This window comes from Microbulbifer sp. CAU 1566, assembly GCF_023156515.1.
Lineage (GTDB): Bacteria > Pseudomonadota > Gammaproteobacteria > Pseudomonadales > Cellvibrionaceae > Microbulbifer.
On sequence record NZ_JALNMG010000006.1, the window covers coordinates 284,165 to 310,410 of the forward strand.

The following is a 26,246-nucleotide window of genomic DNA, read 5'->3' on the forward strand; positions in this document are numbered from 1 at the left end:
ATGAAGCCCTTTCGCCACCAACTGCTTGCCCGTGCCATTCGCTATGCCACTCGCACTCAGAGCGCTGAACCAAACTGGAGAAAGCGCACGCATACAGGCAAAACGGTAACTCTGGGTGCGTTGCTTTCGGGGGGGGCGGTCAATCTATTTGCGGCGACCCACAATATCGACGCTGTGGATAAGTTTACGGATGTTGAGGATCTGGGGAGCAACGTCCAGAAGGTCACCAGTAAATACAAAAACGGTAGTGTCGGAGTCAACGTTTTCAATGACTTCGTGGTGGGGGATCTGAATACCGTCAACCTGGAGCTGGACAAGGATATCGACCAGCTGGTGAACATCGTACGCAATAGCCGCCCGGAAGTGCATGGTGTACTGAACAGCTACCAGGATGGGACCCTGGGCGGCAATGTGGTATTCGCCAGCTCTTATGGTTTTCTGGTAGGCCCGTCCGGGATTATCAACGTGGGGCAGCTCTCGGTAAAAACCCCTTCCCAGAGTGAAATCGACAGCTGGCTGGATCTGAGTACGCCGGCGTTTTCCGATGATGGAATCACCGCGCTCGACGATAATTCTTATGCGGTTTCCTCCAGTGGTCTGGTTACCGTTTCTGGCAAAATCAATACTGCCAGCGGAATCGATATCCGCGGTAATCAGGTGGTGGTGGATAGCGGAGCGGTAATGACCGCGGGTAACGCTATCCAGGCCATTTATGTCGATGCGGCGAAGGTCAATGTGGGCGATGCCAGCGCACCCACCGAGCTGCAGCAGGATGGTGGCAGTATTTATATCGGTGCCGCGGGTGCCGGCGTTACCACGGACATTTCCCTGGCCGGTGATCTGCTGGCCGACGGTGGTATTACCATCAGTGCCGACACCATTGATGTGGCGAGTGCGGCAACCATCGATACCCGCGACTCGGTAACGGCCAACGACGTCGAGACAGTGGCCACCTTTATTGGTGACAGCATTAATCTTGCCGGTGAAGTGCTGGCGAGCAACGTCAATATTACCGCCGATACACAAGTTACCATTAGCGGCAATATGACGGCGTTGGGTACCGACGATGGCAGTACCGCGACCGCGGGTCTGATTGATATTGACAGTGCCTCCGCCAAAATTGACGGCGGCAGCGGCGCGGTGGTGTTGGCAGATAGCGCGAGCACCGGTGACCTGGTGATCGTAGGTAATGTCGATGCCTACGATCAGCTGGATATCACCGGTGGCAGTATAGCGATCGCAGCAGGCAACGCTGTTTCCGGCTCCGATGTCAGTCTGCACGCGAGTGATATCGCGATTAATGGCAGTCTCTCTGCGGATGCCACTGCCGACGGCAGCACCGGCACTGTGCTGCTGGATGGCGACGCCGACTACGATGATCTCGGCAATATCACCGCGGAAATCGTGCGTGTCGATACCGTGAACGATTTCTACATTACCGACAATGCCGCGAGCCTGACCGCGAGTGCCGGCGACATTGTGTGGGAAGAGACTGGTGGTGCGGTTGACCTTGGCTTTGCACTGGAGGTCAACGCCGACGACATCACCACAGAGATCGATGTCACCGCGGTTGATATCACCCTGACAGCGACCAGTGGTGTACAAGCGGATGCCTGGCTCAAGGCTGCAGGCGATGGTACTACTCTCGGTCAGGTCGGCCTGTCCGGTGCCACCCTGGCTTTTGATTTTGCCAAGATTTCTGCCGACGGCCTCTCGCTTACCACGTCCAACAATATGGTGTTTGCGAAAAATACCGCGGATACCGAGTACAAAAATGCCGGGGTCGATGACTTTAAGTTAGCGGCGGACGTGGACTTTGATGGTGACCTCAGCCTTACCGCTGCGGGCATTACCGTTACCAAAAATGCATCGGTGACTGCTGCCAACGTCACCCTCGAATCTGGCGATACCATTGTTGAAGGCACGGTAACTGCCGATGCCGGCGACAGCGATGCCGCTACTTTTGGCACCATCAGCCTGGTGAAGGATGCCGACTATGGCATTCTTTCCATGTTGAACTACAGCCTGCTGGCCATCAGTACCGACAACGACATAGTGTTGTCTAGCACAGCGGTAACCGGCTATGACTCGGACGATATTGTCTGGAATAGCAGCGGAACGGACTTCAATTTCACCGGCAAAGACATCAGCTTCAATGGCAGCAGTCTCACGGTAACCTCCGGTACCACCCTGGACGCGGACAATATTTCCCTCGACGTCGATAGTTTTTACAACAGCGGTACCTTTAACGCGTCCGAATCGATTCTGCTGACCGCAAATATCGATGACTCCCTGGACCTGACCGGCCTCAATGCCAGCGCCCTGACCCTGAACAGTGATTCATCCCTGAGCTGGGCCGAAGATATTCTCTACGGCGGCCTGCTGAAGTTTGTCGCCGACAGTGTCACTATTGAGTCCACGGCCTCGGTTACCGCTGCAGGTATCTCGGTGGAGGCTGACACCATTACTGTCGCGGGCAGTCTCACCAGCACTGCTGGTAGCGGCAGTACCGTCGGTAACATCGACCTGAAAGGTAAAAAGATTACCCTGGCCAGCACCGGTGTGCTGGATACGGTGGATGGCGACAGCAGTACCACCGACGGTGACGTGAACCTGACCGCGAGTGAAACCGATGCGGTGGGCTATGGCAAAGCCAGGGCCGAAACCAGCATCGACCTGTCCGGCACCATCGAAGCCAATAACGTTACGGCTAAAGCCTACAGTTCGTCGACCAGTTCCATCTACGAAGAAATCGGCACTACCCTCGGCCTGAAAACCGTGGCCGCGCTCGCGGGTGTGGATTTCAACTATATGGAAGCGGATTCCGACGCGACCGTCACCGTCAACAGTGGTGCCAATATCACCGCCGCCGGTAACGTCACCCTGTCTGCGGATTCACACTCGGTGGCTGAGGCCATGGCGCTAGTCATGGGCGCCGACGTGTTGACCGCAGCGCTCGCCGGTATTTACGTCAGCGGTGATGCCACCAGTACCACCACCGTCAAATCCGGTGCGACCATCAGCGCCGGTGGCGACCTGGCGGTGACCGCGCACAACGAAGCCTATGTTTCCTCCAGCGCATTCGTGCTGGAAGCAGACAAATCCAACAAGGTGGTTGCTGCCGTCGCAGTGGGTGAGGCGGATGTCGACGCCAAGGCGGTGATTGAAACCGGCGCTACCCTGGATGCCGACAACCTGCTGCTGGCCGCAGAAAACCTCAACCGCTTTTACACCTCGGCTTCGGTCTACGGACTTTCCAATACGCGCTATGGCATCGCCGTGGCGGTGGGCGACTTCGATTCCAGTGCCACCGCAGAAATGGGCGCGGATCTCGGCAGCAGCGCCGATCAGGTGGGCGACGTCACCGTCGTGGCTCTCGATCGCACTGTAGAGCAGCGGGTGCACTCCGGTGTCGCAGTGGGCGGTAGCATTCTCACGCGCACGATCGGTTCCAAACTGGTGTCCGGCATGGGGAAAGTGCAGGGCGGTGTGTCCAGCCTGCTGACCAAATATCTGCCCGGCGGCGTGGACTCCAGTGCATCCAGTGATTCCTCCGGCAAGGTGGACTGGAAGGGCGGCCTGTCTTTTTCCCTCAACCTTTCGGATAAAGAGGCCTACGCCTATCTCGGCACCAACGCCAGCGGCCAGAGCGATGCCCCGACCATCGACGCCAGCGGCAATGTGCTGGTGGCGGCGGCCACCGATCTCGGTACCGATAACGATGCGGTTCTCGGCGGCGATGGCCGCGGCGCGGTGGGTGGCGACCAGGGCGGTTACCGCACCTCGGCAGAAACCGCAGTGACCTCACCCAAGGATGGCAGTGCCGGCGCACAGCAGACCAACGCTGCGGAAAAGAGCGCAGCGCTTGCGTTTAACTTCGCGATTCACGAGGGCGATGCGGTTGCAGAAGTGGGTGACTACACCACCATCAAGGCACAGAACCTGGGTGTGGTTTCCGAGCAGAAAATGCCGATCGTTTCCACCTACGATCGCTGGGAGTCCCTGTCCGACGTCATCAGCAAATTCAATGGCACCGGCGGTCTGCAGAACAATATTCTCACCACCTTCGCCAATGCCGGCGCCGCGGCGGATAAAGAAGCCTACGGCGGTTCGGTGAATGTGCAGTGGAACGATATCAACACCAAGGCGTGGATCGGTGATGGCGTTGAGATCACCACGACCGGCACCAGCGACTGGAGTGTTTCCTACAACCTCGACTCCAGTCTCACCAGCCCCGGTATTTTCAGCGATTTCGAACCCTTCAAAGACGTTACCTATAAATACGACTTTGACAGCTCGGTGGCGGTGCGCGCCTACAATCTGATTGAAAGTGCCCATGTGGCCGGCAATATCGGCACCCTGGGTATTCTGCCGAACGGCAATGGCACCAATGACGATGGCAAGTCTATCGGCGGCAGCATTACCTTCGTGCAGCAGGCCACCCAGGCGGTCGCCGGTATCGGCGATGCCAGCATTACTGCCGCAGGCGATGTGAAGGTCACCTCGGAAACCGACGAGCGCCACTTTGTGGTGACGCCGTCTTCCGGCATGGGGACCGGCACCGGCTTCAATGGTGTGATCGCGATTCTGAACAGCGAAGCACTGACCCACGCCTCCCTTTCCAATAACGCCTATGTGAGCGCAGATGACCTGATCATTACCGCCGACCACCAGATGGGTAACTGGGCGGCAGCAGGTGCGGTGAACTGGACCGCTGGTGAAAGCGCCGTGGGTGTGGCGATCGCCGCGAATATTACCCAGGGCGATACCAAGGCGTTTATCGGCGATAACTCCAAAGAAGAAGCAAAAGTCGGCTTCAAAAATGGATCCCAGCCGGATCCGTCCGCGCCCACCAATCCCTCCCAGCCAAGCTCGCCTGCGATCATTGCGCGCAATGTGGAAGTGCGCGGTAAATCCAGCGGCTCCACCGGCAGTGTCGCGGTGGCCGGTGCGCTACTTACCGAAGACACCGGTGAACCCGGTATCGGTGAAAAATTCGAAAGCTGGTACGGAGGCAAGTTTGGTGGCTGGTCCGGAGATCTGGAAAGCAACACGGCCAGCTCCCAGAGTGAAGCCAATTCCGGCTCCAGCAGCAGTTCAGTGGACTCCGCCTCCCAGAGCGGCAGCAACGACAGTTCCAGTTCCGGTGACAATGGCACTGCCTCGGTGGACTCCGACCAGACCAGCCTTGCCGGTGCCGGCAGCGTCACCGTCACCGTGTCCAACCTCGATGCAAAAGCCATCGTCGACGGCGCCACCATCAAGGGGCACACGGGTGAGGAGCTGGACCTGGATATCCAGGCCCTGCAGAAAATCATTTCTGTCTCTGCCTCCGGTTCCGCGGCACTGAACCTGTCCAAGTCCGCGTCCACACCGAACTCCAGCGCCATGGCCGGCGCCATCGCCTACCAGATTACCTTCAACGATGCGCTGGCGTGGCTGATCGAGTCCGATGTGCGCAACGTCGATGATTTATCCATTCAGGCGCTGCATGGCGGTGAGCTCACTTCCATAGGCCTGGCCCTGGCCATCGATACGCCAAGCGCCGGTGGTAAATCCACCTCCGCCGGTGTGTCCGTTTCCGGTGCCCAGGTGCGCGATGGCACCTCTGCGCGCATGGAGGGAAGTACCGTCAGCGGCAGTGGTGACGGCGACAACGATTTCGAAGTAAGTGCTTACAATAATACCGATATCGGTGTGGGCGGCGGTACCCTGTACGGCGGCGGCAAAACCGGTTTCGGTCTTGCGATTACCTTTGCGGATATCGACGACCCCGCGAACCTGATTGGCGACTCTAACCCGGACGGTAACAATGTGTTGTCGTCCGCTTATGACGAAGACGTCTACAGCGGCAAGTCGGTGGAAGCGGTCGTTACCCACGCGGACGATGCTTTCTTTACCAACAGTGCCATTTACAACTTCGACACCATCGACATCAGTGCCCGCGGCCTGCAGCGCATTGGCATCGGCGCCGCCGGCGTTGGCTACAACAATAACGCTGAAAACTCTTTCGGCTTTATGGGCAGCTTTGCCATCGGCTCCATCAAGGGCGACACCAAGGCGCGTCTTGAGGACGTCACCATTACCGGTGCGGATACGGTAGCGGTCAATGTGGCGGGCACCAAGGTCGGCAGCCTGGACGCGATTCTGGACACCCTTGGTTCCAGTTCGGTCAACGAAGATTTCGATTTCACCGGCGCTGCGGCGTTCGATAGTTCCGAGATCCACACCAGTGACGACGGCACCGGTTCTGCCTACAGCTACGGCAGTGAAGGCGAACGCATTATTGCCGTAGCCGGCGTGTTGCAGGCGGGCGGTTCCAACCTCGGCCTGTCCTATGCGCACGCGGATGTGCAGACGGAAAAAACCGCAATCATCAGAAACGCCACCATTAACACCAGTACTAGCGCCGCCAGCAGCATTGATGTGTCTGCGCGCGATGAGGCACTGCTGTATACCGTGGCCGCGGGCCTCGGTGTCGCCACCGGCAAGTACTCGGGCGTCGGTTCGGTCGCGGTCAACAGCCTGAACAACATCGTGCGCGCGGAGCTGGGAGACTGGGACGGTTACAAAAATGGCACCGTGTACGCCGACGATGTGTCGGTGACTGCGCAGAACGATATGGACCTGGTCAACGTGGCCGGCTCCGTGGCAATTTCTTCCGGCACCGGCTTTGCCGCCGGTCTTGCGGTCGCGCTCAACCTGATCGGTGACAGCGGCCACGAAACACTCGCGCGCATTGGCAATATCGACCTGGAAGCTTCCGGCGATGTTACCGTCAAAGCATCCAGCGGCTCCGACGGCGACGCCAACCTGCTGGTGGGTAATGCCATCGGTATCGGCGCCTCCAGCGGCAGCTCCGGCTTGGCCTTTGCCGGTGCCCTCAGCGTTACCGATCTGGATCAGACGGTGCAGGCGGCGATCAAGAATGTGGGTAGCAACGCACTGGGCTCCGCCAGCAGTACCGGCGGCACCATTCGCGTGCAGTCCGCGGACTACACCGACAGTGTCTCCACCGCCTGGATGGGCGCCGGTTCTGCCAGCGGTTCTGCTGGTGGTATTGCCGCGGCGGTGAACCGTATTGACAGCGATGTAACCAGCGAAATCCTCGGCGACGATAGTTCTGACTCCAGCACCGTGCTTAACGCCAAGCACGTTTATCTGGAAGCGCTGCGTGACAACTGGCTGCTCACCATCGATGCCGGTGTGGCGGCCTCCAAGCAGGTTTCCGTTGCGCCCTCTGTCGGCACCGGTGTGGTGGACGGCAATGTCACCGCGCGCATTGCCGACAAGGCCAAAATCAATGCCTACGGCAACGTGGGCGTGGAAGCCCTGGCCAATACCGAAAACCTGGTAGGCAGTGGCGCCGTGGGCGTGGGCCTGAACGGTGGCGCCGGTGCCATCGCCATTTCCACCGCGGTGGAATACGGCAAGACCCAGGCGTATATCGAAGACGCCACCGTCAAGGCCCTGGGTCTTGCCGGCACCTTCAATATTCTCGACGGTGAACTCTCCGGCATGACGGCGTTGCCGGACCTTTCCGCCACGGATGAGGACAGTGATGGCAATTCCAGCGCGGTGGGTAACGGCGATGTGTCCATGGACGACCTCACCACGGCGTTTGGTTCGCAGAACCTGAAAGAGGGGACGCAAGCCATCACCGGTATTGGTGTCAATGCCACCAGTTTTGTAAAGCAGCAGGCGATTACCGTGGGCGGCTCCGGTGGCAAGAACGTGGCGATCACCGCCAACGTGGCCACCAATGTGTTCGAGTCGAGCACCGACGCCTACATCAAGAATGCCACCATCAACAGCGGCGTTTCCAATCAGGACGGTGCCGATGTCACTGTGCGCGGCTCCAGCCACGATTACGGTCTGGGCGTTTCCGCCGGCATTGCGGTGTCGCTCGGCGGTTCCGGTGTGGGCGGTTTCACTACCAACCACATGGGCAAGTCCGCCAGTGCGGAGATCGACAATTCCACCGTCAATGCTGACGAACTGACCCTGGAGGCCAACTCCACCCAGCTGGCGCAGGCGGTTTCCGCCGGTGTCGCCGCGGGCGTCGGTGGCGAGGGCGGTATTGGTGGTACCGCGTCGGTCACCATCAACCTGATGAAGGGCGGCACCAAGGCATGGCTGCACGACAGCACCGTCACCGCCGGTGATGTGGTGGTGAATGCAGAGCGTCGCCAGGATGTGAACTCTGCGGCCGGCTCGGCGGGTATCGGCACCAACGTGGGTGTGGGTATTGGTCTCGCGGTGAATATTCTCGGCGGCAACAGCACCGCGTTGATCGGCAACGACCTGGACGATAACGCCGATGCCGACAGTACCCTGATCAAGGCCGACAATGTGACAGTGGATGCGGACCGCCTGGAGAGCGTCAACAGCTACTCCCTCGGCGCCGGTGTCAGCACCGGTGTCGGCGTGGCGGCGATGATCAACGTCACCGAGTTCAAAGGCGAGACCCGTGCGGCGGTACACGGGCTGCTGCACGATAACGGTACCGCGGCCGACAGCACCGACGACTACTTCACTACCCAGATCATAGGGCAGGACGGCAGCAACGATGCCACCAGCGTCGTGGTCAATGCGCAGGAAATTCTCGACGTCGACCAGGAAACCCTGGGCATCGGTGTCGGCAACAGCGTCGGTGTCGGCGCCGTGGCCAACGTGGTACTGGGCCGCAGCCAGGTGTACTCGGAAGTGGTTGGTTCGGAAATCGACACTGCGCTGCTGGATATGGATGCCACTGCCCAGCGCGAAGCCTGGATGATCTCCATTGCCGGCGGCGCCTCCACCAATGTGGGTGCGGCGGTGAGTATTGGTGTGGCGCTGTTTGGCCAGGGCGATACCACCACCGACGACGGCACCAATGCCGAAGACGAATTCGATCCCTCGCGCCAGTCTGCGAACAGCGTGATGGCGGAAGACACCGCGGCCTACAACCCGCATCTCTCCAGCGCGGATATCGCCGCGATAGAGGAAGAGAGCGGTACCACCATCGAGAGCACTTCTGCACCCAGCACCGCCACCAGCACCGAATCCGGTAATTCGCTGAAGCTGAGCGGTGAGAGCGTGGTGGCCGCGCGCATCTCCGGCGGCGCTATCGATGCGGACACCCTGGATGTGGACGCACAGACCCTGCTGCACACCTATCAGGGCCTGGGCGCGGCCTCCCTTGGCAGTATCGCCATCGGCGGTGCCGTGGGTGTCACCCGCCTGTACGACATGACCATCGCCACTGTGGACACCGATCTCTCCGCGAACAACGTCACCGTGGATGCGCAGGTGATGGACGTGTCCGATGACGATGCTGCAGGCGAAATGAAATCCTTCGTCATCAGCGGCGGCGGCACCGGCGTTGCGATCAGCTACAACGACTTGCGCAGTGAATTGCGCACCGTGGCGGGCGTGACGTCGGCGGCCGGTGATGACACCGGCGATCTCTCAGTATCGGCACGCGACACCACCGAACTCAGAGTGGGCGACCTGGATGCCGGTAAGCCCGGCGACCCCACCGATGGCTCGCTCAGTGTCAGTGTCGGTGCTGCGGCGATCGGTGTGTCGATCGGTTTTGCAGAGAAGAACAGTGACGTGGATGCCTGGCTGGGTGCAACCGGCCACAGCATCGACGGTTACAACAATATCGACCTCGATGCCTACAGTGGAGGTCTGGTAAAAACCAGTGCCTTCGCCTTGGCGGGTGGCCTGCTCGCCGGCGTGCAGGGCGTGATTACCGATGCGCGTGACGAGTCCAACGTCAATGCCACGGTATACGGCACCATTTCTGCGGGCAGCGGCGCGGTCAATATTGATGCCCAGGCAGTACCGGAAGTCTTTTCACGAGCCTACGGCGTGACCGTGGCCGTGGGTGGCTCCATGGGTGGCTCTTTCTCCTACGCCATCGCCGATGCCACCGCTGTGGCAGAAGCCGCCGACGGTACCTACTTCACCGGTGAAGGCACCGTGACCATGCGCGCGGAAACCGGCGATGGTTCGGACGATGACTACGTGAGCGCCGACGCCAATGCGTTTGCGGCATCCGGCGGCCTGTTGGCCGGTGTCGCGGGTTCCGAAGCGCTGGCGGAGAACCGCTCGCAGGCCGTGGCCAAAGTCGGCGACGGCGTGCGTATTCCGGATAATGATTTCGGTGTCTACGCGCGCAATACCGCGGTGCAGTACGCGGATGCCGATGGCTATTTCGTGGGCCTCTACGCCGGTGGTTTCAATTTCTCCACCGCCGAGTCGAGCACCTCGGCGCGGGTGGAATACGGCTCCAACCCGATCTCCAACGCCACCCTGCGCCTCGGCGATTTTATTCTCGACGCCTACAACTACGACGAGAACCAGAGTTTCACCACCGCGGGCGGTGGCGGTTACTACGCCGGCTCCGCGGCGGTCTCGAACGCCAACAGCTACAACAATTCCAGCGATAACAAGGCTGCCAGTGTTGAAATCGCCGACTGGGCTTCCGGCTATACTGCCGTGCCGCTCATGGGGGGCGAGGTGCGCCTGTCCGCCGCGCACGAGAGCCAGTTTTTTGCCGGCACCGACTCCACCACCGTCTCGGTGGTCGGAGGCTCCGGCGCGGTGTCCAACTCGGATATCGACAACGATGCCGAGGTGATCCTGGGCCAGAACGTCAGCTTCGAAGCGCTGCAAATCGATATCGAGGCTGAAAACACCGCGATGCAAATCCAGAGCCCGGCAGAATCCGGCTTCTCGACCAGCATCAATGCCGGCGCCGGCGGTGCCGCCAACGGTTCCGCGGCCATTTCCAATCAGGATCTCACCGGTATCGACGCCACCGTCTCCATCGGCCAGAACGCCGTGCTGGCCATCAGTGACCTGGCATGGCTCGACAGCGAGTACGATCACGGCATCTTTATCGACGCCCACTCGCGCTTCAACGTGTACGACGCCTCGGTATTGAAAGTGGGCGGCGCCCTGCAGGGCGCGGGCTCCGAGTCGGATATTGACGCGACCACCAGCAACACCGTGAACATCGGCGACAACGCGCTGATCTATAACCCGGTAGGGGAGATCGGTATCGGTACCTACACTACGGGTTCCGCGACCGCCCAGGCCGAGACCACGGTATGGGCCATCGCCGGCGTGGCCGGTGGCGTGTCCGATGTGGATATCACCGTCACCAACAAAGTGGATATCGGGCAGGACGTTGTCATTAACGGCTACGGCGATATCGGTATTTACGCCGGGCGCGGCTCCAACTATCTGGCGGAAAACCAGCTGTCCGCCGACGCGCGCACCAATGTGTACAACTGGACCGCGGTACCCATTCCCGCGGGCAATTCGGCCAACGCGGATATCAATCTCACCAACAAGGTGATCCTGGGCGACGATATCGATGTCGGCAGCGATGGCCATGTAAACGTCGAGGCCAACGAGGGCTCGCTGTACGCCAATGCCGACGGCGTCGAGCGCAACCCTTATCTCGAGCTCTTCTCTACCGAAACCACTTTCGGCTCCAGCGATACCAACGCCAATTCCACCCTGGTATTCGAGGGTTCCGGCAATATCGTCGCCGGCCAGAACGCCTATCAGTGGGTGGATATCGACGACAGCGGCAATATCACTTCCCAGCTTGCCGGCTACGGCATGGCGGAGCAGCTGTCGGACAAATACTCCTCCCGCGCCAGCCTGCAGGCCTATATCGACGAGCTGCAGACGCTGGTGGACGAATACGAAAACTGGACCGCTGATACCACCACTACAACCGGTACCGCCACCGATGGCAGCGACGACAGTGGCACTGGCGGCAGCGGCAGTGTCGGTGGCACCAGTACCAGCGGTGACAGCGGTGAAAATCCCTACCTGGATGAAATCAATGCGCTGAAGACCGAGATCGCCAACCTGAACGTGATCCTGAGCGATCTGTCCGAGCAGGAAAACAATGTGATCTCGGTGACCGGTATCGCGGCGTCTGCGGGCAACGTGAGCCTGGTGGCGGATTCCATCGACCTGCAGGGTGGTTTTGGCAATAACCCCATGGTCACCGCCCGCGGCGATGCCTACATCGATATCAACAACCGCGACGATCAGCACCTGCTGGTGGGCAACCTGTATATCGCCAACCAGACCGGCGGCAATGTGTATGTAACCGGCGGTGCCAGCCTCGACAGCAGCTATATCACCGAGGAAAACAGCACCACCACCGGCGTCAGCTCCGGTATCCATATCACCCACAATCCGTCGGGCACGAATTACCTGAATTCCGATGTGATCGTCGACGGCAACATCACCAACCTGCTGTCCACGGTAGATATCACCCTGGAAGAGGGCGACCTGTTACAGCAGTCGGCGGTTTCTGCCAATACCATCAATATCACTGTGGAGAGAGGCTCGCTGGTGGTAAACGCCGGCAATGCGGATGTTTCCTATGGGCGCTCTCCAGCTTCGCTGGTGAACTTCACCGACAAGTGGAAGCCCGTCAATGCATATGACTTCGTGCATTACTGGATCAGCGATCGCTACGAAGCGGATATCGATGCCGTGGGCATCAACGAGTTCAATAACTGGTTCTATGCGTGCGCCACCGCTAACGAATGTCATATTGGCGGCACTGCTTACAACAACGAACACAGCTACTTCGACAATCCTTCGGACGACAACGCCGACTACGACTGGATACACGTGTTCTTCAACTGGGGCTTCAGTGACTCCCAGGAATACGGCGGCGGTGACGCGGTGGATTTGAAATTCAAGACCGACAGCTCCAGCCGCGGCGGACGCCACTGGAAATTCCAGCCGGTGTACGACAAAACGGGCAATCTGATTCAGAGCGCCAGTTACTCATCGGTGAAAAGCGACCTTGGTGCGCCCGGTGCCACCATTGTTGGCGAGAAGGTGGTGATCAATGCCAGGCGGGTGGACATCAATGGCACCATTGAAGTGGGCACCGAAAATAATTGGTCGGTCACGGTGGGTAGTGGTTTCGATGCGGCCATCGCCCAGTACATTGCCGCCGCGGGACTTGCTGACGGTGACCAGATTGCGCTTACGCCCGGCGGTACCCTGCAGGTAAAAAACCCCAACTACGTGAACATGTTCGTCACGCCGTTCGAAGATCGCTATATCTACATCGATCCGCAGGTCAGCAAGATCAGCGGTGCCGAGGGCATCACCCTGACCTACGACGTGGCCAGCAAGCAGTTGCTGGTGGACGATGTGCCGGTATCCGGTGGCGGCTACCTGTCGATCAACGCGATGGTTTCTTCCACCAGTGAAGACGGCAAGATCCTGGTGCGCGACGGCCTCGGCCAGATCGATATCGATAACTACTCGAATACCCAACTGGTGATCAACAGCCTGGATGCGGGCGACGATGCCGTGGGTATCGTGCGCATTACCGATCACAACTTCACCAAAAACATGGGTGATGGCGGTAGTACCCGCGACTACTTCAGCCACTGGTACGTGCACAGCCCCGGCGGCCAGATTCAGGAGTACGAAACCACTTCCTATGCCGCCAGCTGGGAAGATGGCACCTACCTGGGCGCCAGCGGTGGTACCGGTACGACTTCCAGCACCACCTATAACCCACTCGCCGGCCAGTTGTACTACATGCGCGAAGACGCTTCCGTCAGCCGCTCTTACGTTGACTTCCCGGATGGCTACCTGGCCAAGTACCCCGACACCGTGGGCACCTGGCAGGGCACCGGCGCCGGCGGCGCGCTGGAGTGGAATCTGGGTGCCAGCTACTACACCAGCTGCAGCGCCTTCCGGGGCGCCTGTACCAATGGCTCTGCCACAGGCTTTATCCAGCAGGAGCTTTCTGCCACCAGTATCAGCCGCTACCGGTGGGGCATCGGTTACAGCTACTCGGATTACTACGGTTCCAATTGGACCAATACCGACCCGGGCACCTATATCCCCTACGAGCTGGGCATGTCCGCGCACACCTTTGTGAAGGCGGATAACACCATCGGTATTTCGTTTACCGGTGTCGGCACCGGCAGTATCGATATCGATTCCAGCGCCGGCGTGATCATCAACGGCAACATCTACAACCCGCTGGGCACCACCGACATCAACACCAGTGCCAGCCTGACCACCGGCACCGGCGCCTCGTTCAATGCCGATATCCTGCGCCTGTATGCCGGGCAGGGTGACCTGGGCACGCTGGAAGATCCGCTTAACATCACCACCGGAACCGTATCGCTGGATGCCAACGGCGGCTCTCTGTATTTTGATATCACCGGTAAATCCGGCGCGGTGAATCTGGAGCGCTTTGCTGCGCAGTACGACATCGTCGGCTCAGTGGACAAGGGATTGAGCGGCGTCGGCAGCGGCGTTCATATTCAGGGCGATACCCTGAACCTGGTGAGCTATTCCGGCAGCATTGGCAGTGTCGGCACCATCGGCGACAGCGCGACTTACGACTACATCAATTTGGACGTCAACGAAGTCACCCTGGAAGCCGCGGACGATATTGCGATTTATCAGGCCGTGGGCGACCTCGCCGTGAACACCATTTCTGCCAGTGAGGATGTGGTCATCGGCCTCGGTAACGGCAGCCTGTTGAACGGTATCGGCCAGAACGAGAAATCCGATGAGGAACTGGCCTACCTGCAAACCGTATGGGATCGCCTTGGCATTCAGGACGGCAGCGCGGGTGAAGTGGCCGTTACCGGCTACGAGAACCAGTTCACTGGTAACTACCACACCTACTGGTTGATCAAGCAGCGCCTGGATGACGATAGTGAAGCGGGTTTCACCATCAATGCGGCGTTTATGGACAGCTTCAAATCCCGCTACGGTGTTTCCACCGATGCGGAAGCGACCGCGGCGGCGAAGGCGGAATTCTTCGGTCTGGAAGACTGGTTTGCCGATCAGGTCGCGGCACCGGATACCTATGCCGATGCCGCCGATGCCATCGGTCTGGAGCAGAAAGGCACGCTTGAGGGCTACGACTACGGCGACCTGTTCACCAGCAACTACGACAGCAGTTACGCGCTGGAGATCGACGACACTTCCAGCTGGTATACCGGTCTCACCGAGGGCTCCCAGTGGAGCCAGAGCCAGTTGGATATCAGCATCAACGCGGCAGCGCTGAATGCGGATGCCCAGGCTACGTTGTCGAGCCGTGAAGCCAATATCGTTGCGCCGAACCTGCATATCGCCGTCAACGGCGGTAGTGTGGGCCAGGATCTCGCGGACCTGGTGTTCTCCATCGATCGCAACAATCCGGTGATTACCGACGCGCAGAAAATCGCGCTGTTGGAAGCGGGCCCCGGCGATATCGAAACAACCGAAAACGGCGATCTGGTGACCTTCAGCGTGTCGCAGGTGGACCCGATCAAGATCGACACCACCGGCGAGCTGAATGTCAGCGCGAGTGACGAAATTTATATCGAATCTGCCAGTGGCCTCACTATCGGCAATATCACTTCAAGTACCAGTGATGTGCGCCTGGCAGTGAACGGTTCCATCAGTGCAGCATCATCGGGCTTCAATATTTCCGCGCGGGATTTGTATATCGCCAATACCCAGGGGGATATCGGCGCGGGCAGCAGTAACCTCAAACTGCAGCTCTCTGGCGTGCTGCGCCAGGCGGGCGCTGCAGGCAGTCTCTATGTAACCCAGACCGGCGCCGACCTGGTGGTGGACGCCATCAGTGCCGGTGATCGTATCTGGATGGTCAGCAGTGACAATATTGTCGGCCTCGATAGCGAAAGCGTGATCTCCGCCAGCCGTCTCGGCCTTTACACAGACCACAATCTGGGTTCTTCCTCACAGGCGCTGAACCTGCGCATGTCCGGTGGCGGCCAGTTGGCCTTCGGTGCCGGCGATGCCTGGCTGAATATCGCCGACACGTCGGAAGCGGCAATTGCCGGAGGGACCACCGGCGTCATGAGCATCGATGCCAGCGGCGATCTGGTGCTGTTTGGCGACTTGCGCGCAGACGCACTCGACCTGTATGCCGCGGGCGATATTTTCACTTCGGCTACCGGCGTCGTTGAGGTCAACGGCCTGGCGAAATTCGAAGCGGACAACATCACTCTCGATACCCACGACATCACCATCGGCAGCGGCGACTTCGACGCGACGGCCGGTAGCATGACTCTGGGTAACGTCACCACCAGTGGTGACCTGGACCTGGTGGCGAGTGGCCATCTGCAATTCAATGGCGACGTGGACGTGGCCTATACCAGCGCGTCGAGTGGTGGTAGCGCCCGCCTGCTGGCGGATGCCCAGAGCATGGCGATGGCTGCGGCAACCGAGCTGCGTTCCGAAGGCGACATGACCCTGACGGCAATCGACAGCATGGATCTGCAGACGCTGATTGCCGGTGGCGATATCAATCTGACTGCACTGAACCTGATCGATAACGTCAGTGGCAGCATCAATGCGGCGCAGTTGAACGCAGCCAATGTATTTGCCGATGCGCAGGCGATGCTGACACTCGGCAGCGTCAATGCGGGGAATATCGACCTGGAAGGTAACGCCATCCTCGTTACCGGTAATCTGTTCGGCAGTACTGCGGTCACGCTCGATGCGAACGATGGACTGGAAGTGCAGGGCGATATTGGCAGCGCAGCCGCGCGCGCGGTTTCCATTGCATTGAATGGCGGCAGCGGCAATGTGGCACTGGGGGGCAGCGCCTATAGCAGCGGTGCCTTCCTGATTAGCAATGGCAATCTGTTTACCCTAGCGGATGCAAGTACGGTCGACGCGGGCTCGATCAATGTGACCGCCACTGGCCTGTTGGCGGATGTAAATAGCCAGCTTATTTCTGCGAATGGTGCTGCTTTTGATCTTGGTATGAGCGGTGCAGAATTCGGTGCACTGAATATTATCGGTACATTGCAGGTCGACAGTGATGGCGATGTGACATTCCTCGCCGACACCTCTGTAGGTAGCGACCTTGCGCTGAATGCCGCCGGTGACGTGACGGTAGTAGACGCCGTGCTGTTGGACGTTGCGGGAAGCCTGCGCGGAATTGGCGGCACCCTGGCACAAGCCAACAGCTGGAATATGGGGGTGGGCAGTCACCTGATGGTGGACGGCGACGTCGGAGTGGAAACGCTGGCGGGCCAGGAGTTTGCAGAGCTTACGGTCGGCGGTGACATGACGGTAATTGCCGGTGACGACATTGCCTTCAATGACAGTGCGGATATCGGTGGCTTCCTGGATATTTCCGGCGCTGCCGATCTGGCATTCAACGGGAATGTCGGTGTTGGTTCCGCTGCGGCCAATTATCTGTTGATCGATGTTGACGGTGTGGTTTCACAAGCCGCTGGCCAGCAGCTCACCAGCTCCGATGCGATGACGGTTGTGGCTTCCGCCTGGAACGCCGATGCAACCAGCCTGCTGCAGAGCGGTAGCTCGGCAGAATTTACCCTGTCCGATGACAGCAGCTTTGGATTGCTGACCACCGCTGCCGCTCTCACCATTGATGCCGGCGGCGATCTCGATTTCCAGAACACCACCACCGTGGGCTCCGCGGTGAGCGGCGCCGACATGTTGCTGGAAGCCGATGGCGCGGTGATGGTCGCAGACGATGTGCTGTTTGATATTTTCGGCGCGCTGCGCGGTATTGCGGGCACAACGGCAACCGTGGGCAGCTTCAATGCGGGTAGCAGTAGCCTGGTACGTACACGCGGCAAGCTGCAATTGCAATCTGCCGACAGTATCCGCTTCGCCCAGCTGGTTGCCGGTGACGATGTCACTCTGAGCAGTCTCGGTAATATGACATTCAGCGAGACCGGCGATATTGCCGGGGGCCTACTGATTACTGATGCTGCAGATGTGTCTTTCGTCGGGGATGTGGCGGTTGGCAACGCGACCTCTGTCGGCGGCGTCGACCTGACCGCCCGCGGCGCGGTCAGCCAGTCCGCGGGCCAGTCTCTCGTAAGTTACGGCAATGTGATCGGCATTGCGGACAGCTGGAGCATGGGAGCCGGTGCTGGACTGCAGTCCCTCGCGGGTTCGGTACAGCTCACCACTAGCGGCAACATGACGCTGGACAATATTGATAGTGCGAGCGGGATTGCCCTCAACGCCGGTGGCGATCTGGCGTTTAACAATGCATTGACCACCAACGCTAACCTGTTTGTGGATGCCGCCAGTCTGGTTATGGATGCGGCAGCCAGCCTGCAGGTAGCCGGTGACTTCGAGGCGGCCACCGCGGGCGATCAGCAATTCGCACTACTGGATGTTGAGGGTGCCTCGCTGCTGGCGGCCGGTGGCGATATCTATTTCAACGATACGGCGGATTTCGGTGGTGCTCTGACAATCAGCGACGGCGGTAACCTGTCGCTGATCGGTGATGTTGCTGTGGGAACCCTGAGTTCGGCCGACGCCGACCTGAGTTTGCGCGGTGACATTTCTCAAGCCGCGGCGCAAGTCTTTGTCATCAGCGGCGTGCTGGATGCCTCCGCGAACAGCTGGGGCATGAATGACGGCGCACTGCTGCAAACCGGTGGTGCTTTGGCTATCACCACGGCAGCTGGTATGGACCTGGCGCAGTTGGATAGCGGTGCTACCGTCATTCTCAACAGCGGTGCCGGTATTGCTCTCCGCGAATCCCTGGTCGCAGCCGATAGCATTACCCTGCGGGCAGTCGACGCCATCGCCATGAGTGACGCGGCGCTGCTGCAGGGCGGTGCGAACTTGGTTCTTAACGGCAACAGCTTCACCATGGGCAGCGGTGCTCAGCTGAATCTGGTCGGCGACTTCACCGCCGAAACTGCCGCCGAGCAACAGCTTGCGCTGCTGACTGTTGGTGGTAACACCCAGCTCACCGCCGGTGGCGATATCGCGTTCAATGAAACCGCAGATTTGACCGGTGCCCTCACCATCGTTGATGGCAACAATCTGGCACTGGTCGGTGACGTCAATGCGGCAAGCGCAGATCTCACCCTGCGTGGCGATGTCACCCAGTCCGCGGCACAAACCTTCGCTCTCGCGGGCGACTTGCTGGCTTCCGCCAATAGCTGGAGCATGGGTGACGGTGCACTGCTGCAAACCGGTGGCACTCTGGCGATCACCACGGCAGCCGGTATGGATCTGGCGCAGTTGGATAGCGGAGCTACCGTTGCGCTCGACAGCGGTGCCGGTATTGCTCTGCGCGAATCCCTGATCGCAGTAGATAGCATTACCCTGCGGGCAGTCGACGCCATCTCCATGAATGACGCGGCGTTGCTGCAGGGCGGTGCGAACCTGGTACTTAACGGTAACAGCTTCACTATGGGCAGCAGCGCTCAGCTGAATCTGGTCGGCAACTTCACTGCCGATACTGATGCAGGACAAGACTTTGCACTGCTGACCGTTGGCGGCAATACCCAGCTCACCGCCGGTGGCGATATCGCGTTCAATGAAACCGCAGAACTGACCGGTGCCCTGACCATCGTTGATGGCAATAACCTGGTGCTGATCGGTGACGTCAATGCGGCAAGCGCTTATCTCATTCTGCGTGGCGATGTCAGCCAGTCTGCGGCACAAACTTTTGCGCTCGATGGCGACCTGCTGGCTTCCGCGAACAGCTGGAGCATGGGTGAAGGTGCTCTGCTGCAAACCGGTGGTGCTCTGGCGATCACCACCGAAGCCGGTATGGATCTGGCGCAGCTGAATAGCGGCGCCACCGTTGCGTTCAACAGCGTTGCCGGTATTGCTCTGCGCGAATCCCTGATCGCAGCCGATAGCGTTACCCTACAGGCAGTCGACGCCATCGCCGTGAATGAGGCAGCGTTACTGCAGGGCGGTGCGAACCTGGTTCTTAACGGCAACAGCTTCACTATGGGCAGCAGCGCTCAGCTGAATCTGGTCGGCGACCTCACTGCCGATACTGATGCTGAACAAGACTTTGCACTGCTGACTGTTGGTGGTAACACCCAGCTGACTGCCGGTGGCGATATCGCGTTCAATGAAACCGCAGAACTGACCGGTGCCCTGACCATCGTTGATGGCAATAACCTGATGCTGGTCGGTGACGTTAATGCGGCAAGCGCTGATCTCACCTTGCGCGGCGATGTCACCCAGTCTGCGGCACAAACTTTTGCACTCGATGGCGATCTGCTGGCCTCCGCGAACAGCTGGAGCATGGGTGACGGTGCACTGCTGCAAACCGGTGGCACTCTGGCGATCACCACGGCAGCCGGTATGGATCTGGCGCAGTTGGATAGCGGTGCTACCGTTGCGCTCAACAGCGGTGCCGGTATTGCTCTGCGCGAATCCCTGGTCGCAGCCGATAGCATTACTCTGCAGGCAGTCGACGCCATCGCCATGAGCGACGCGGCGCTGCTGCAGGGCGGTGCGAACCTGGTTCTTAACGGCAACAGCTTCACCATGGGCAGCGGTGCTCAGCTGAACCTGGTCGGCGACTTCACTGCCGATACTGACGCTGAACAAGACTTTGCACTGCTGACTGTTGGTGGTAACACCCAGCTCACAGCCGGCGGCGATATCGCGTTTAACGAAACCGCAGAGCTGACCGGTGCCCTGACCATCGTTGATGGCAATAACCTGGTGCTGGTCGGTGACGTGAGCTCTGCAAGCACTGATCTCACCCTGCGTGGCGATGTCACCCAGTCTGCGGCACAAACCTTTGCGCTCGATGGCGATCTGCTGGCCTCCGCGAACAGCTGGAGCATGGGTGACGGTGCACTGCTGCAAACCGGTGGCACTCTGGCGATCACCACGGCAGCCGGTATGGATCTGGCGCAGTTGGATAGCGGTGCTACCGTTGCGCTCAACAGCGTTGCCGGTATTGCTCTGCGCGAATCCCTGATCGCAGCCGATAGCGTTACCCTACAGGCAGTCGACGCCATCGCCGTGAATGAGGCAGCGTTACTGCAGGGCGGTGCGAACCTGGTTCTTAACGGCAACAGCTTCACTATGGGCAGCAGCGCTCAGCTGAATCTGGTCGGCGACCTCACTGCCGATACTGATGCTGAACAAGACTTTGCACTGCTGACTGTTGGTGGTAACACCCAGCTGACTGCCGGTGGCGATATCGCGTTCAATGAAACCGCAGAACTGACCGGTGCCCTGACCATCGTTGATGGCAATAACCTGATGCTGGTCGGTGACGTTAATGCGGCAAGCGCTGATCTCACCCTGCGCGGCGATGTCACCCAGTCTGCGGCACAAACTTTTGCGCTCGATGACGACCTGCTGGCTTCCGCTAACAGCTGGAACATGAGTGACGGTGCTCTGCAGCAAATCGGTGGTGCTCTGGCTATCACCACGGCAGCCGGTATGGATCTGGCGCAGCTGAATATCGGTGCCACCGTCGCGCTCGACAGCGGTGCTGGAATTGCTCTGCGCGAATCCCTGATCGCCGCAGACAGCGTTACCCTGCAGGCAGTAGACGCCATCGCCATGAATGACGCAGCTCTGCTGCAGGGCGGTGTGAATCTGATCCTCAACGGCAACAGCTTCACCATGGGCAGCGGCGCTCAGCTGAATCTGGTCGGCGACTTCACTGTCGATACTGATGCTGAACAAGACTTTGCACTGCTGACTGTTGGTGGTAACACCCAGCTCACCGCCGGTGGCGATATCGCATTCAATGAAACTGCAGATTTGATCGGTGCCCTGACCGTCGTCGATGGCAACAATCTGGCGCTGGTCGGTGACGTCAACGCGGCAAGCGCAGATCTGACTTTGCGCGGAGATGTATCGCAGACAGCGGCACAAACCTTCGCGCTTGATGGCGATCTGCTGGCTTCCGCTAACAGCTGGAGTATGGGTGACGGCGCGTTGCTGCAAACTGGTGGTGCTGTGGCAATTACCACTGTTTCGGGAATGGACCTGGCGCAGCTTTCTAGTAGCGGCACCGTGGCGCTCGACAGCGGCGCTGGTATTAACCTGCGCGAGTTTTTGACTGCGACGAATGCTCTTTCCCTGAATGCTGTCGATACCATCACCATGAGTGACGCAGCCTTGTTGCTGGGCGGTTCTGACCTGTCGCTGGACGGCTACAGCTTCATCATGGGCAGTGGTGCCCAGTTGGATATCACCGGCGATCTCACCGCTGCGACAGGTGCAACACAAGAATTCGCACTGCTGACCATCGGTGGCAACAGCGAGCTGACTGCCGGTGGCGATATCACCTTTAGCGAAACTGCAGACTTCAGCGGATCGCTAACCATCGTCGATGGCGACAACTTGACGCTGGCTGATGATGTCACCGTTGCAAGTGCTGATTTCACTCTGCGTGGTGATGTGGCGCAGTCGGCCTTGACCCAGTTTGTCAGCGCTGGGGATGTTGTTGTGGCGGCGGCCAGCTGGTATGCGGGCGACAACAGTCTGTTGCAGAGCGGTGGTCGTTTCGCACTGGAAAGTGACGGTGATATTTCCCTGTATATCCTGGCAGCGAGCGATGCACTTTCATTGCTGAGTGCCAGCGGCGCTATTGCCTTGCGGGATAACGTGACCGCAGCGGGAGATCTTCAGCTGAATGCAGATGGCGCTGTGTCACTTGCGGCTGCACGCACTATGCATACAAACGGTGATTTCATTCTGGACGGGCAGCGCTTTGATATGGGCGACGAGGCTCTGCTGGAAGTGTTGGGCGATACCATCATTCGCACTCGCGATGGACAGGTACTGCACACGCTGGATCTCGCCGGCAGTGCCGATATTGTCAGCGGCGGCAGCTGGACCCTGAACAGCGACCTGTCGCTGGACGGTGATCTGTCACTGGTTGCTGGCGGCGATGTGGCGCTGTTCAGCGATGTGGCCATTGGTGGTAATAGTGCAATCAGCGCAGATGGCACTCTGCTGGTGCAGGAAGGTCGCCAATTGAATAATGCCGGCAGCCTTGTTGCGCAGTTAGCCAGTTGGCAAATGGGGGCTGGCAGCCTGTTACAGGTTGGCGGTACCACTGAAATCGACAGTGCTGGCGATATTGTGCTTGCCCAGTTTATCGGCAGTGGTGACGCGAGCCTGGTTAGCGGCGCTGGCGTACAGCTCAATGAGCGGGCAGAGGTCTTTGCCAGCCTGGAAGTGGATGCCGCAGCGGCTCTGGTTCAGGCTGAAGGGCAGCGCCTCGTGGTGCACGGGGATTTTGCCGCGCGGGCAGACAGTTGGCAGATGGCCAGTGACGCTCGCCTGCAAGTGGTCGGCAGTGGCCGTGTAGCACTGGATGGCGACGCGGAGCTGCAGCAGCTCAACCTGGGCGGCGATCTGTTGTTGCAAAGTGGTGGCGATGTTGCACTGCAACGCAACATTTACACCGGTGGTGCTTTGACTCTGAGCGCGGCTGGCGATATCAGTCAGGCCGCGTCCACGCTCGTCAAAGTCGGTGGTGCGGTCGATATCGACACCAATCGCTGGACCATGGGTGCAGACAGCCGAATGGAGGCACAGGGCGCGCTTCGGGTTCACAGCCGTGAAGACATGTTGCTGTCCTCACTCAGCAGCAGCTGGAGTGGCGACTACGCCTTCGACCTGAGCACTGAAGGCAGCATACTCGGGCGTAGTGACTCCGACCTGCACTTGCAGGGCGTTGTCGGTGGCCGCAGCTACTTCACCGCTGCTACCGGTATTGGTGCCCCTCTGGTGATGGATCTGCCCTGGCTGTCCGCCGTCAGTGATGAAGGTGACATCAACCTGATCCTGCTGAATGACGCCCACGCAGAACTGCTGTCTGCGCAAAATGGGGACGTGCGGATTCGCGCGTTTGGCGACGTGGATATCGAGGAATTGATTGGCACGCCGCATCTGTGGATAGATGGCTTCCTGCTGGCTAACCAGCTGACGGTCCCGCAGGGCACCTTTATTGGTGGCGAAGGCGTTCAGCTGAATCAGGTAAACCTGACCACGTCCGGCCCGCTGGAAGTCCGCGGCCCCAGTATTGATATCAACGTGGATAGCCAGGGCAGTGCGGAAACCTTCCTGACGTTAACCGGTATCGATGGTGCAGCGGCGCAGTGGGTCGGGGTGAATGTGGATAACACCAGTCGCCTCACTATTGATCGCCTGTTCACCGACTACGGCGCCATAGCCACCAGTGGTGACCTCCGCCTGGAAAGTGCGGAAGTCTACTCTGCGCTGGATATGATCAGTGGTGCGCTGACGTTGTCCCTGAACAATGTCGACCTTTCGCCCCAGGGCGTCAGCGGTCAGCTGGTGACCCCCTACGGGGAGTTCTGGTTGGATACGCGGGACAATCTGTTGCTCACCAATGCCCAGGTTACCCGTTACCGCGACCCGGTAGTGCTGACTTATCAGGGCAAGGAAGGCGAATATGTTGAGGGCGAGCCCGGCTTCTCTCGTCTGTCTATTGAATACCAGTTGGAAAACTCGATTCAGGGGGAGCGCGCGGAAGGGCGTGACCTGCAGCGTCTCTGGTTCAGTCATCCGCTGGACTTCCTCAACGCTGAGGAATACTTCTGGCAGCCGGTGGACTGGTTGGATCCAGACGAATACAGCGAGCTGGACCCGGAAGTTGAGGAGCCCGGTTACGCCGAGGTTGCCATGGATGGCGCGCTGGCCATGCGCGACTGATCGCCGCTTAATCATTAGAAATAATCAGTGCCGGCCGTTGGTAGCCGGCCGGGGAGATGTAAAACAACGTGGCAAGGTTTGATTCTAAAGTGCTCACGGTCCTGCTTGCGGGCATATTCGGTCCGCCGGGTGTGTGGGCGCAGACAGAGAGCGGCGTGCCGGCGCTTGTTCCGGGGGCGGACGCTGGTGCCCAGGCAACAGAAATTCGCCGTCGCGAACAGCTGCTGTTGGAGCGGCCGACACCGCCGATGCCGGCAACGTTAGAAGAGATCGAAGTGTTGGGTGACTCGCGCGATCTTGAAGGCCCGGTATTCGAACTGCGCAGTGTGCGCTTCAGCCCGTCGGAGCTGTTAAGCGAGCAGCAGTTGCGGGACATAGTCACCCCCTACCTGGGCCAGCAGGTCGCGCATAGCCAGTTGATGGAAATCGTAGAGGCGGTCAATCGCAGCTACCGCGAGCAGGGCGTCTATACCGCGGTGGCGGTGCTGCCGCAGCAGGAAGTGCAGGAAGGTGTGGTGGTCATTCGCCTGATTGAGGGGAAGCTCGGCGCTATCCGGTTTGAAGGCAACGAGTACACCTCGGAAGCCTTCCTGGCCCGCTGGATGGAGGCCCACCGGGGACAGGAAACCGTCGATATGCCGCGCCTGCAGGCGGACATCCTGGAGTTCAACCGGGTCAATGACGAGCGTATTCGCGCCGAATTACGTCGCGGTGAGTCCTTCGGTTTGACCGATATCGTGGTCACGGTCCAGGAGCCCGAGCGCGGATTCTTTCAGGCTTTTACCGATAATTACGGCTATGAAAGCTCGGGGCGCGAGGAACTCGGCTTCATGTACCGGCACCAGCACCTGCTGTCCGATGGCGACCGCTCAATCGCGTATCTTTCCGGCAGCGAAGGCGCCCAGTCCCTGAGTCTCAGTTACAACCGTCCCCTGGGCGGCTCTCGTTGGCGTGTCGGTGGCAGCGGCTCACTAACCCGTACCGACCTGACCGAGGGGGACTTCGCTACCAGTAATGTGGCCGGGGATTCCTATAGGTTGGGGCTGGAGTCCTCCTGGCTTGCCTGGTCTGGCGAACAGTTGTGGGTCAATGCGCTGGGCGCGGCCGGCTACACCCGGTCGACCACCGAAATCGCCGGTGTTGTTTTCAGTGACGATGCAATAACCCAGGCACAGTTGGGCGTGAGTCTGAACTGGGTAGGGCGCCAGTGGCAGTTGAGTGGCCGTCAGATGGTGTCCCTTACCGATTTCGATGACAAGTCCGACGTCGCCACCGCCCGACAGGCGACCCGGGAGACACTGTTTAATGGTGGTTTGACCGGCTATTTCCGTTACCGGGATAGCGGTCTCTACGGCCTGTTCCTGTCGCAGTGGCAATATAGTGACGGCCAGCAATTGCCGGGCTCCCTGTCATTTGCGCTTGGCGGCCCAACGAGCATTCGTGGCTACCTACCGAGTGCGGTCAGTGGAGACCGGGGATGGTATGGCCAGCTGGAAGTGCACTACGATGCCTGGCGCCCGTGGGGCGTTGCCGTGGAACCCTATCTGTTCTACGACTACGGCGAAGCCTCTTCCCTGGATCCAGGCGATACTGCCGGCGGTAAGTTACAAACGCCGCTGGCGGCCGCGGGCCTGGGGCTCAGTGTTGCCGGTAGCAACTGGGGAGTAACGCTATCGGCGGCGGAAGCGAAAAAAGAGGCCACACCCAATCAGGACTCGCGTATATTTTACGCGCGGATGAATATCCGTTATTGAGCCACTATAAGG

2 protein-coding genes are annotated in these 26,246 nt (G+C 59.6%); both read left to right on the plus strand.

All coding sequences use genetic code 11. The annotated features are described in order from the left end of the window. On the plus strand, positions 1-24,480 hold the full coding sequence (locus M0G74_RS15705) for a leukotoxin LktA family filamentous adhesin (protein ID WP_248219404.1): 24,480 nt from the start codon (positions 1-3) through the stop codon (positions 24,478-24,480). A gap of 68 nt (positions 24,481-24,548) precedes the next feature. Next, positions 24,549-26,234 (plus strand): ShlB/FhaC/HecB family hemolysin secretion/activation protein, encoded by a 1,686-nt coding sequence (locus M0G74_RS15710; protein WP_248219407.1) that lies wholly within the window; start codon positions 24,549-24,551, stop codon positions 26,232-26,234. Positions 26,235-26,246: the final 12 nt, after the last annotated feature.

Bases quoted from the DNA above. Each gene is read 5' to 3' on its own strand.
- M0G74_RS15705 (WP_248219404.1), top strand. From the start codon at position 1: ATGAAGCCCTTTCGCCACCAACTGCTTGCCCGTGCCATTCGCTATGCC.